Origin of the sequence: Mesorhizobium sp. M7A.F.Ca.CA.002.05.1.1 (genome assembly GCF_003998335.1) — a bacterium.
Classification (GTDB): Bacteria; Pseudomonadota; Alphaproteobacteria; order Rhizobiales; family Rhizobiaceae; genus Mesorhizobium.
Genome location: NZ_RZQI01000118.1, coordinates 1 through 10,635 on the forward strand (window position 1 = coordinate 1; position 10,635 = coordinate 10,635).

Consider the following 10,635-nt stretch of genomic DNA (forward strand, 5'->3'; position numbering starts at 1 on the left):
TTCTACGACACCGGTTCACCTTCCAGGCATTCTGTTGAGCGACATTTTTTCCAGGATCGAGCATTCGCGCACCGCCGACGAGGTGGTGCAGCAAATCGAGAGCCTCATCCTCGAAGGCGTGCTGCGCACCGGCGACCGGCTGCCGGGCGAGCGCGAGCTTGCACGCCAGTTCGACGTATCCCGGCCGATCCTGCGTGATGCGCTGAAGTCACTGGAAGGACGCGGCCTTTTGACGACAAGGCCCGGCGGCGGCACGCATGTCGCCGATGTCATCGGCCAGCTCTTCACCAAACCGGTGACAGACCTGATCTCGATGCACCGCAAGGCAGTGACCGATTATCTGGAATATCGCCGCGAGATCGAAGGGGTCGCGGCTGAATACGCGGCACGGCGCGCCACTGCCGACGACATGGCGCTGCTCGACAAGATCATGGCACGCATGGACGATGCGCACCGGACCGGCGACTTCGACGACGAGGCCGAGATTGATGTCGAGTTCCACCACGCGATCTGCGAATGCGCGCACAACATCATCCTTTTGCACACGTTGCGCTCCTGTTACCGGCTGTTGTCGGAAGGCGTGTTCCAGAACCGGCTGCTGGTGTTCACCGTGCCAGGCGCGCGCGACGCCCTGCTGGCGCAGCACCGCGCGATCCATGCGGCGGTGAAGGCCGGCGATCCGGATGCTGCCCGGCAAGCGGCGATGGACCACATCACCTATGTCGAACGGTCGATGGCGGAAGCCGAGCGCAGCGGCGACTGGCAGCGCGTTTCGCGACTGAGGCTGAAGCAGCGGGTCGAAGCCACCGATACCGAACCTGCACGCAAACGCTCCTAGCTATCGAAACGGGAAGCCCATGAGCCAGATCCTGACCATCGCCGACCTCAAGGACCTCGCCCGCCGGCGCGTGCCGAAGATGTTCTTCGACTATGCCGATTCCGGTTCGTGGACCGAAAGCACGTATCGGGCCAACGAAGAGGATTTCCAGAAGATCAAGTTCCGCCAGCGCGTGCTCGTCGATATGGACAACCGTTCGCTGGCATCGACGATGATCGGCGAAAAAGTGTCGATGCCGGTGGCATTGGCGCCAACCGGCATGACCGGCATGCAGCACGCTAATGGCGAGATGCTGGCGGCTCAGGCGGCGGAGGAATTCGGCGTGCCGTTCACCTTGTCGACGATGAGCATCTGCTCCATCGAGGATGTCGCCTCGGTAACCACGAAGCCGTTCTGGTTTCAGCTCTATGTGCTGCGTGACAAGGAGTTCGTGCTCAACCTGATCGACAGGGCAAAGGCGGCGAAATGCTCGGCGCTCGTGCTGACGCTCGACCTGCAGATTCTCGGTCAGCGCCACAAGGACATCCGCAATGGGCTTTCGGCGCCACCCAAGCTGACGCTGACGAACATCGTCGACATGGCCATCCGCCCGCACTGGTGCGCCGCCATGGCCGGCACGAAGCGGCGGACCTTCCGCAACATTGTCGGCCACGCCAAGGGTGTCGGCAACATGGCCTCGCTGGCATCGTGGACGACGGAGCAGTTCGACCCGCATCTGTCGTGGAAGGACGTCGCCTGGATCAAGGAGCGCTGGGGCGGCAAGCTGATCCTCAAGGGCATTCTCGACAAGGAGGACGCGCTGATGGCGGCCAAGACCGGCGCCGACGCGATCATCGTTTCCAACCATGGCGGGCGCCAGCTCGATGGTGCGTCGTCGTCGATCGGCGTGCTGGAAGAGATTGCCGACGCGGTTGGCGACACGATCGAAGTGCATATGGATGGCGGCATCCGCTCCGGGCAGGATGTCCTGAAGGCGCTTTGCCTAGGTGCCAAGGGAACCTATATCGGCCGGCCATTTCTTTATGGCCTGGGGGCGCTTGGCAAGGAAGGGGTTACCAAGGCGTTGGAAATCATCCGCAAGGAGATGGACATCACGCTGGCGCTGTGCGGAAAGCGTCTTGTCACCGACATGGGCAAGGACCAGCTCCGGCGCTAAGCCCGTGACCGCGCGACCACGGAGACACCGAAAAATTGGCAGAACCCGGCATCCATTTTCTCGACGCGCATGGGCCGGAAGGTGTGCGTCTTTACGCGATCGGCGATGTCCACGGCCGGCTCGACCTGCTGGCCGCCATGCATCGGCGCATCAGGACCGAGATCGAGCAGGAGGCGCCTGCCGACTGGCGCGTCATCCATCTTGGCGACTATGTCGACCGCGGGCCGGACTCGAAGGGCGTCATCGATTTCCTGATCGAAGCGCAAGAGCGCGACCCTCGTCACCTGATGCTGGCCGGCAACCACGACATCGGTTTTCTCGACTTTCTCAAGACCCCTGACCCGGAAGGGCTTTTCATCCGGTTCGGCGGCATCCAGACGGCACACTCTTACGGCGTGGCGATCAGTGAAGGCACAAGCATGTGGTTCGGCAAGGCCGAATCGGCCGTGCGCAAAGGACATCAGGCCCTGGTCGAGGCCGTGCCGCAAAGCCACATCGACTTCCTGCGATCGCTGCCGTTCTCCGCGACTTTCGGGGACTTCTTCTTCTGTCATGCCGGCATCAGGCCGGGCAATCCTCTGGAGAAGCAAAGCCCGCAGGACCTGATCTGGATCCGCGACGTCTTCCACAACCACCCCGACCTCTATCCGAAGATCGTGGTGCACGGCCACACGCCGGTGCCGGAGGCGGAAGTGATGGCCAACCGCGTCAATGTCGACACGCTTGCCTGGCAATCAGGCATGCTGAGCGCGCTCGTCGTCGACGGCGCGGACAAACGCATCCTGACAATGACGATCAAGGAAGCTTGAGCGTCGCGCGTCGGAGGACGCGAAAGGCGCTTTCCGCCTTTAGCGCAGCGAGGCGGTGACGCCGTAACCGTCGACGGCGTTGTGGTTGTTGGCTGCGTCGGCGGCATAGATGCCGAGACCGCACAGCACGATGGCGGACAACATGGCAAAGGACAGAAGCGCTGCTTTCACGGAGGTCATCTCTTGTTGAGCTTTCTGCATCTGTGCACCAGGCGGTTACCAATGCGTTGAAACGGAGAATTCGCTTCAAAGTTTCGACGATTTTGCGCTTCTAGGCATGTTCTGTATCAACGGTGTGTCGCGCGGGTCACACAAAAGGTTCATAGCCGTTGCACAGAAGATGCAGAGCGCGCGCCTTCTAGGATGGCGGGCGGACACAAGCCAAGAATGAAACGGTTTTCCCCAGGCGGTTTCACCGCCGCGTGCCAATTATGTCACGCTGGAGGGTACGGAGAGGCCAACACTCAGATGGTCGCTACCCAGGCACGGGCAATGGCGAGGCCAGCGGCATCCGCATCGGGCCCGTTGCGGGCCATTTCGCCATCGAGCTTGCCGGCCCAGTCGGGATGGCGAGCGGCGATGGTCGGGGCAAACGACGTGCTCCAGTCCTCGACCATCGGCCGGTCGGCCTCGAAATGGAACTGGAAGCCGTAGACGGCGCGGCCGACGCGAAATGCCTGGTTCTCGGCGACATCGTTGCCGGCAAGCCGCACGGCGGCCTCAGGCAGCACGAAGGTGTCGTCATGCCACTGGAAGATCGGGAATTTCTCCGGCAGCGCGCCCAGCACCGGATCGCCCTTGGCGTCCGCCGTCAGCGATACGCCGTGCCAGCCGAACTCATTGGCGCCGCCGATGCGGTTTTCGCCGCCGAAGGCACGGGCGACGAGTTGGCTGCCCAGGCAGATGCCGAGCACGGCGCGATCCTTGTCGGCAAAGTCGCGGGTCAGTTCGAGCAGTGCCGGGAAATAGGGGTACTCATCGTCGGCCAGCGCGTTCTGGCCGCCGCCGAGCACGATCATGGCATCATGCCCGGCCGCGTCATCCGGCAGGGGATCGCCTTTGTAAGGGAGACGCAGGTCGAGATCGGCACCCGCTTCCGCAAGTGCTGCGCCGACCTGGCCGAGGCCGGTATTGTCGTAGTTCTGCACCACCAGCACCCGCATCACAAAACCCTGCTGACATGAAAAGATGCGAGGAGCGATATCATGCCGCTCGCATTGCAGCCAAGATGCGTGTCCGGAGAGAAAACTATGCCACTGCAGAACCGGGTCGATCCGTTCGGTACCATCCACGCTGTGCCCGATCGCGGCATGTTCACCGGCAATCGCGGCATCATCCACGATCCCGAGACCAAGACGCTCAAGAAGAAGCGCTGGGCGCTTCCGGCCTGGATCATCTGCGTCCGCCAATTCCGCGATGTGCGGCGCGAACCGATGGGCCGCAACCGGAAGGGCGGCAAAGCGGGCTGGACAGAACTGTTCTTCCTCGACGAGGTGACGGCATTGGCGGCCGGGCATCGCCCCTGCTTCTTTTGCCAGCGCGAACGGGCCAGGGATTTCGTCGGCCGCTTCGGCGACGCGTTCGGCATTGCCGAACCGCGCGCGCCGATGGTCGACAAGCGGCTGCACAAGGAGCGGCTGGCCTCGGGCGGCAGGCCGCCAGGGATTGCTGTTGAAGACCTTGCCGGCCTGCCGGACGGCGCCATGGTTGCGGATGGTCGCACTGTTTATGCCCTGCGTAGGGGCAAGACGCTGCGCTGGTCGTTTGCGGGATATGGCCCACCCGCAGATTTCGGCCTGCTCAAAGGCAGGACGCTGTCGCTGCTGACGCCGGCCACGACGCTCGCCGTGCTGCGGCGTGGCTTTCGGCCGGTGTGGCATCCTACCGCCGAGGCTTGACGCCGGCGGCCGGCTCGCTCATTCCTCGGCGATGCGCGCCAATTACAAGATGCAACGTCTGTTCGTGCCCGACGATCTCGCGCCGGATGTCGAGTTCGACGCTGGCCAACAGCAGAGCCACTATCTCCTGCATGTGCTGCGGCTTGGCGAAGGCGCCGAAATCCTGGTGTTCAATGGCCGCGACGGGGAGTGGTCAGCGGCCATATCAGCGAAGACGAAAAGGGCGGTGCGGCTGAAGGTGTCAGCGCTGCAGCGGCCGCAGCCGCCGCTGCCCGATCTCGTCTACTGCTTTGCGCCGTTGAAGCAGGGCCGGCTCGACTATCTCGTGCAGAAGGCGGTCGAGATGGGCGCCGGCATCCTGCAGCCGGTCATCACCCAGCACACGCAAGTGGCCAAGCCGTCGATCGATCGCCTGCGCGCCAATGTCGTCGAAGCCGCCGAACAATGCGGCATCCTGGCCGTGCCTCAGGTGCACGAAGCCGAAAAATTCGACCGTTTGCTGACCGGCTGGGACACTGAGCGACGGCTGATCTTCTGCGATGAGGATGCTTCGACCAACAATCCGCTGGCCGCGCTGCAGGCGGTCAAGGAAAAGAAGCTTGCGCTGCTGGTCGGGCCGGAGGGCGGCTTTTCCGACGACGAGCGCAAGATGCTGCGCGCCCTGCCCTTCGTCACCGCCATTCCGCTCGGCCCGCGCATCCTGCGCGCCGACACGGCGGCGGTGGCCGCGCTCGCGGTGATGCAGGCAACTGTCGGAGACTGGTGAGACGTCATCCCTTGCAAGGGACGCAGAGTTCCAGCAACGTTCAATTCCTGTTGACCTGTGGCTCAGGATTTTTCGCTTGATCGTCTGCTGACATTTCGTCCATTTACCGCCGGCGGTCATCCGGCCGCCTCTGAGGGTACCATCATGGCGCGCGATACGACCGATTTCCGCCCGATCGAAGGTGTCGACGAACTCGTCGAGCATCTGGCCGAAGGCAACAAGCCGCGCGACAAATGGCGCATCGGCACCGAGCACGAGAAATTCCCCTTCTATGTCGACGGCAATGCACCGGTCCCCTATGGCGGCGAGCGCGGCATCCGCGCCATTCTCGAAGGCATGCAGTCAAAGCTCGGCTGGGATCCGATCGTCGATGACGGCCGCATCATCGGCCTGGTCGAGCCGACCGGTCAGGGTGCGATTTCGCTGGAACCCGGCGGCCAGTTCGAGCTTTCCGGCGCACCGCTGGAAACGATCCACCAGACCTGCCGCGAGGGCAACGCCCATCTGGCGCAGGTGCGCGAGATCGCCGAGCCGATGGGCATCCGTTTCCTCGGCCTCGGCGGCAGCCCGAAATGGTCGCTGGCCGAGACGCCGAAAATGCCGAAATCGCGCTATGAGATCATGACGCGCTACATGCCCAAGGTCGGCACCAAGGGCCTCGACATGATGTACCGCACCTGCACGATCCAGGTGAATCTCGACTTCGAGAGCGAGGCCGACATGCGCCGCAAGATGCAGGTGTCGTTGAAGCTGCAGCCGCTGTCGACGGCATTGTTCGCCAATTCGCCTTTCACCGAAAGCCACCCGAACGGCTTGCAGAGCTGGCGCGGCGATATCTGGCGCGACACCGACAACCAGCGCTCGGGCCTGCTCGAATTCTGCTTCTCGCCCGATTTCGGTTTCGCCGACTATGTCGAATGGGCGCTCGACGTGCCGATGTATTTCGTCATCCGCGACGGCCGCTATCACGACATGACGCACGTCACCTTCCGTCAGTTCATGGCCGGTGCCGCGCGCAATCAGGTGCCGGACGGGCTGCCGACAATGGGCGACTGGGCGAACCATCTGTCGACGCTGTTCCCGGACGTGCGGCTGAAGCGCTTCCTTGAGATGCGCGGCGCCGATGGCGGGCCATGGCGGCGCATCTGCGCGCTGCCTGCGTTCTGGGTCGGGCTGCTCTATGATGAAGCCGCACTCGATGCCGCCGAGGCGTTGACGTCGAGCTGGACGTATGAAGAAACGCTGGCGATGCGCAACGCCGTGCCGGAACAAGGCATTTCCGCACCGTTCCGCAACACCACGCTGCGCGAGATCGCGCGTGACGTGATGGTCATTTCCCGCATGGGCCTGAAGAACCGTGGCAAGAAGAACCGCGACGGTTATGACGAGACCTCGTTCCTCAACACGCTCGACGAGGTCGTGGCGCGCGGCACAACCAGCGCCGAGGAGATGCTGTCGGCCTACCACACGCGCTGGGGCGGCTCGATCGAGCCGGTTTTCATGGAATACGCCTATTAACCCTCGGATCTGGCAAAGCTGACCGGCCGGCAAAAGTCGCTTCAATCGGAAGTGGAAACAAACTAGGGTTCTTCGGCGAGGATTTCCGGAGGAGAGACCAATGCCTTCCTTGTTCGACATGCTGACACAGGCCCAGAACGGCAACGGCATGCAGGCCCTTGCCCAGCAATACGGGCTTTCGATGCAGCAGACGCAAGCCGCGGTCGCCGCATTGCTGCCGGCCTTTTCGCAGGGGCTGCAGCGCAACACAGCCGACCCTTACGGGCTCGGCGCCTTCATGACGGCGATGGCCAGCGGCCAGCACGCCAAGTATTTCGAGGACGCAACCCGGGCCTTCTCACCGCAAGGCGTCGATGAGGGCAACGGCATTCTCGGGCACCTGTTCGGCTCGAAAGACCTGTCGCGCGCCGTGGCCAGCCAGGCGGCGCAAGCCAGCGGCGTCAATCAGCAGATCCTGCAGCAGATGCTGCCGGCGATCGCCTCGATGGTCATGGGCGGGCTGTTCAAGCAGACGACAAATCAGATGCAGGCCGCCGGCGGTTTTGGCGGCGGCAACAATCCGCTCGGCGAGATCATCGAGCAGATGATGCGGCAAGGCGGCGGCATGCAGGCCCCGGCGCCGCAGCCGCGCCAAGCGCCGCCACCCCAGAACCCGATGGACAACCCGCTCGGCAAGGTGTTGCAGGACATGTTCGGCGGCGGTGCGGCTCAGCCACAGCCGCAAAGCCAGCCGCAGCCGCAGCCCAATCCCTACGGCGACAATCCACTCGGCAAGGTGCTGCAGGACATGTTCGGCGGTGGCGCGCCTCAGCCGCAGCCGCAAGGGCGGGCGCAGCCGCAGCCTCAGCAGACACAAAGCCCCTACGGAGACAATCCGCTGGGGAAAATCTTCGAGGAGATGCTGCGGCAAGGTGGCGGTGGCTTAGGCGGCATCCCTGGCGGACAGCCGGCGCCGCAACAGCCTCAAGCGCCCCCACAGCAGCGTCAGGCACCGCAGCCACAGGCCAATCCGAGCGGCAGGCCGAAAAACCCGTTCGACGACCTGTTCGGCAAGATGTTCGAGACCGGCGCCCAGCAGCGTGACGACTACCAGAAGGGCGTGGAGACGATCTTCGACCAGTTCAAGCGCGATATGGATCGGCGGTAAGACATGATGGACAGACTTGAATATCCGGTCGTCATTGCGCCACTTTCTGCAGAGGATGGAGCCTGATCTGCCAGGCTGCGTGAGTGATGGCGACACTCCTGAAGAGGCCATCGCCAATGTCCAGGACGCCATAGCAGCCTGGATAGAGGCCGCGCATGAGCTCGGCAGATCGATACCAAGGCCATCGCGAAAGCTGGCATTCGCCTGACAGCCAAAGGAAAAGCCCGGTCCTGGGAGGACCGGGCAGAGTGCAGGCGGGCCGGGGGGATCCGGCAGGGAGTGGGAGCCTGCATACTCGTCAGTCGCGTCGAACCCCGAAAAGGTTCGCGGCAACCTAAACAACAAGCATCAGATCAGGCCACCTTGCGGGCGATGTCCTCGATCGTTTCGATGCGATCGCTGGCGATTTCGCGCAGCATCGCCGTCGGGTCGCGGCCAAACGGCACGTCGATGGCGACGTGCAGGTCGCCGCGCGTCAGGCCGATATCGGCGAGTTCGGCGTCCGACATCTCGCCAAGACGATAGAAGGCGCGGCGATTTTTCCAGGCGCGGTAGATGTTGGAGACAGTGTTGGCCACGCGAGTCGCAACGGCCGGACGCGAGGTGATGCGCGAGGTCTCGGTGGCGAAATCAAACGTGGTCATTGTCGGTCTCCTTCAGACTCGAACTGACAAAACCAGGCGATCGGCGCTGGCGACAGCGGCCGTTCCGGCTTCGATTCACATGCCTTCATGTGGACAATGCCAATTTGCCATCGGCCGATTGATTAATCCAACGAATGTTTCTAATCTTTACCATCAACACCAGTGATGGATCATGTCGATGAAATCGCCGCTCGATCTCGATCAGTTGCAAACTTTCATCTCGATTGCCGACACCGGCAGCTTCACCAGAGCGGCCGAAGAGGTGCACCGGACCCAGTCGGCGGTGTCGATGCAGATGCGCCGGCTGGAGGAGCGGCTCGGCAAGCCGCTGTTCGAAAAGGACGGGCGCACCAACAGGCTGACCGAGGAAGGCGACAAGCTGCTTTCCTATGCGCGGCGGCTGCTCTATCTCAACCGTGAGACGCTGGCTGCCTTCGACGACCGGCGGCTCGAAGGCACGATCCGCATCGGCACGCCCGACGACTATGCCGACCGTTTCCTGCCCGAGATCATGGCGCGGTTCACGCGCTCCAATCCGCGCGTCGAACTGACCGTCATCTGCGAGCCGACACCGGGGCTGGTCGAGCATATCAAGCGCGGCAATCTCGACCTCGCGCTGGTGACTCACAACGACGTACGCGGCCAGTCGGAGGTGGTGCGGCGCGAACCGCTGCTGTGGGTCACCTCGGCCAACCATGCGACGCATGAGCAGGAAACGCTGCCGATGGCCTTCGGCCGGCCGAACTGCATCTGGCGGCGCGCCGCCGTCGATGTGCTCGACCAGCAGAACCGCGACTATCGCATCCTGTTCACCAGTTTCTCGGCCACCGTCATCACCGCCGCGGTGCTTTCGGGCCTCGCGATCTCGGTGCTGCCGGAATGTGCGCTACGGCCCGGCATGCGGGTGCTGGGCGAAGCCGACGGCTTCGGCGCCCTGCCCGATTGCCGCATCGGCATCATGCGCGGCCAGACGTCGCGGCCGGAGATCGTCGATGCGCTCGCCCGCCATATTTCGGAAAGCCTGGACAACATCTCCGTGCCGGTCGGTGAAGATCCCGGGACATTCGATTTCGCGGCACTCGCCTTCACCAAGCTGCGGCGAACCAAGCCGAACCAGATTCTGCCCGGCTGGTAGGCGGGGTCAGGTATGCGGGTTATGAACGGCTGGCCCGACGCAACCGCCTTGACGCGGGCGCCCAACCGTTCCCCAATCGACCGATGAGCGAAGCAGCATCCGAATCACGCACCAACGCCGCCGAATATACGGTGAGCGAGATTTCCGGCGCGCTGAAGCGCACGGTCGAGGACGTTTTCGGCAATGTGCGGGTGCGCGGCGAAATATCAGGCTATCGCGGGCCGCATTCGTCCGGTCATGCTTATTTCGCGCTGAAGGACGACCGTGCCCGTCTCGACGCCGTGGTCTGGAAAGGCACGATGAGCCGGCTGAAATTCCGCCCCGAGGAGGGGATGGAGGTGATCGCCACCGGCAAGCTCACCACTTATCCCGGCAAGTCCAACTACCAGATCGTCATCGACAATCTGGAGCCTGCCGGCGCCGGCGCCCTGATGGCTCTGCTGGAGGAGCGCAAGCGGCGGCTACAGGCCGAGGGGCTGTTCGATGCCGGTCGCAAGCGGTTGCTGCCATTCATGCCGCGCGTCATCGGCGTCGTCACCTCGCCGACAGGGTCCGTCATCCGCGACATCATCCACCGCATCAAGGACCGCTTTCCGCTGCACATCCTGGTCTGGCCGGTGCGTGTTCAAGGCGAGACGTCAGGCGCGGAAGTGACTGCCGCGGTCAACGGCTTCAACGCGCTGGCCTGGGACGGCGCCATTCAGCGCCCCGATCTGCTGATCGT

At 63.5% G+C, this 10,635-nt stretch carries 13 protein-coding genes; 10 read left to right on the plus strand and 3 right to left on the minus strand.

The features are described from left to right. Positions 1 to 34 precede the first annotated feature (34 nt). Genes EN939_RS08795 through EN939_RS08805 form a run of 3 tightly spaced genes read left to right on the plus strand, consistent with a single transcriptional unit; the run spans position 35 to position 2,803 of the window. The gene (locus tag EN939_RS08795) at positions 35 to 838 is read left to right on the plus strand and encodes an FCD domain-containing protein (RefSeq protein WP_127267705.1); all 804 of its coding nucleotides are present in this window, start codon (positions 35 to 37) and stop codon (positions 836 to 838) included. 19 nt (positions 839 to 857) lie between these two features. Then, entirely contained in the window at positions 858 to 1,994 is a 1,137-nt protein-coding gene (locus tag EN939_RS08800; protein WP_127267706.1) for an alpha-hydroxy acid oxidase, read from the plus strand. 35 nt (positions 1,995 to 2,029) lie between these two features. Beyond that, complete coding sequence (locus EN939_RS08805) at positions 2,030 to 2,803, plus strand: metallophosphoesterase family protein (protein WP_127267707.1); 774 nt, start codon at positions 2,030 to 2,032, stop codon at positions 2,801 to 2,803. A gap of 39 nt (positions 2,804 to 2,842) precedes the next feature. Here the strand turns inward: EN939_RS08805 and EN939_RS39700 are convergent, their stop codons facing one another. Together EN939_RS39700 and EN939_RS08815 are read right to left on the minus strand one after the other, a co-directional pair. Continuing rightward, entirely contained in the window at positions 2,843 to 2,974 is a 132-nt protein-coding gene (locus EN939_RS39700) for a hypothetical protein (RefSeq protein ID WP_013893872.1), read from the minus strand. A gap of 293 nt (positions 2,975 to 3,267) precedes the next feature. Continuing rightward, positions 3,268 to 3,966: a type 1 glutamine amidotransferase gene (locus tag EN939_RS08815; RefSeq protein ID WP_127267708.1), complete on the minus strand. Its 699-nt coding sequence runs from the start codon at positions 3,964 to 3,966 to the stop codon at positions 3,268 to 3,270. An 87-nt stretch (positions 3,967 to 4,053) separates the two neighbouring features. Between EN939_RS08815 and EN939_RS08820 the strand changes: the two genes are divergently transcribed. The 5 genes from EN939_RS08820 (at position 4,054) to EN939_RS08840 (ending at position 8,340) form a co-directional block, all read left to right on the plus strand. After that, positions 4,054 to 4,701, plus strand: a complete 648-nt coding sequence (locus tag EN939_RS08820; RefSeq protein WP_127267709.1) for a hypothetical protein — start codon at positions 4,054 to 4,056, stop codon at positions 4,699 to 4,701. Between the two features lie 31 nt (positions 4,702 to 4,732). Beyond that, entirely contained in the window at positions 4,733 to 5,467 is a 735-nt protein-coding gene (locus EN939_RS08825; RefSeq protein WP_127267710.1) for a 16S rRNA (uracil(1498)-N(3))-methyltransferase, read from the plus strand. Positions 5,468 to 5,611: 144 nt separating this feature from the next. Continuing rightward, on the plus strand, positions 5,612 to 6,985 hold the full coding sequence (locus tag EN939_RS08830; RefSeq protein WP_127267711.1) for a glutamate--cysteine ligase: 1,374 nt from the start codon (positions 5,612 to 5,614) through the stop codon (positions 6,983 to 6,985). Between the two features lie 100 nt (positions 6,986 to 7,085). Beyond that, a complete protein-coding gene (locus EN939_RS08835) occupies positions 7,086 to 8,132 on the plus strand; it encodes a DUF937 domain-containing protein (RefSeq protein WP_127267712.1) in 1,047 nt (348 codons plus the stop codon). Positions 8,133 to 8,187: 55 nt separating this feature from the next. Next, entirely contained in the window at positions 8,188 to 8,340 is a 153-nt protein-coding gene (locus tag EN939_RS08840) for a type II toxin-antitoxin system HicB family antitoxin (protein WP_236383376.1), read from the plus strand. A 145-nt stretch (positions 8,341 to 8,485) separates the two neighbouring features. Here EN939_RS08840 and EN939_RS08845 read toward each other — a convergent pair whose 3' ends face one another. Beyond that, on the minus strand, positions 8,486 to 8,776 hold the full coding sequence (locus EN939_RS08845) for a DUF1127 domain-containing protein (RefSeq protein ID WP_127267713.1): 291 nt from the start codon (positions 8,774 to 8,776) through the stop codon (positions 8,486 to 8,488). 178 nt (positions 8,777 to 8,954) lie between these two features. Between EN939_RS08845 and EN939_RS08850 the strand changes: the two genes are divergently transcribed. Continuing rightward, entirely contained in the window at positions 8,955 to 9,911 is a 957-nt protein-coding gene (locus tag EN939_RS08850) for a LysR substrate-binding domain-containing protein (protein WP_063170125.1), read from the plus strand. 83 nt (positions 9,912 to 9,994) lie between these two features. Next, on the plus strand, positions 9,995 to 10,635 hold a 641-nt coding region (gene xseA, locus EN939_RS08855; protein ID WP_127267714.1), incomplete at its 3' end, for an exodeoxyribonuclease VII large subunit.

What these genes read in the sequence shown, in the direction of transcription:
- EN939_RS08840 (WP_236383376.1), top strand. Translation starts at nt 8,188, where the DNA reads ATGGAGCCTGATCTGCCAGGCTGCGTGAGTGATGGCGACACTCCTGAA.
- EN939_RS08825 (WP_127267710.1), top strand. Translation starts at nt 4,733, where the DNA reads ATGCGCGCCAATTACAAGATGCAACGTCTGTTCGTGCCCGACGATCTC.
- EN939_RS08845 (WP_127267713.1), bottom strand. Translation starts at nt 8,776, where the DNA reads ATGACCACGTTTGATTTCGCCACCGAGACCTCGCGCATCACCTCGCGT.
- EN939_RS08850 (WP_063170125.1), top strand. Translation starts at nt 8,955, where the DNA reads ATGAAATCGCCGCTCGATCTCGATCAGTTGCAAACTTTCATCTCGATT.
- EN939_RS08820 (WP_127267709.1), top strand. Translation starts at nt 4,054, where the DNA reads ATGCCACTGCAGAACCGGGTCGATCCGTTCGGTACCATCCACGCTGTG.
- EN939_RS08835 (WP_127267712.1), top strand. Translation starts at nt 7,086, where the DNA reads ATGCCTTCCTTGTTCGACATGCTGACACAGGCCCAGAACGGCAACGGC.
- EN939_RS08830 (WP_127267711.1), top strand. Translation starts at nt 5,612, where the DNA reads ATGGCGCGCGATACGACCGATTTCCGCCCGATCGAAGGTGTCGACGAA.
- EN939_RS08815 (WP_127267708.1), bottom strand. Translation starts at nt 3,966, where the DNA reads ATGCGGGTGCTGGTGGTGCAGAACTACGACAATACCGGCCTCGGCCAG.
- EN939_RS08800 (WP_127267706.1), top strand. Translation starts at nt 858, where the DNA reads ATGAGCCAGATCCTGACCATCGCCGACCTCAAGGACCTCGCCCGCCGG.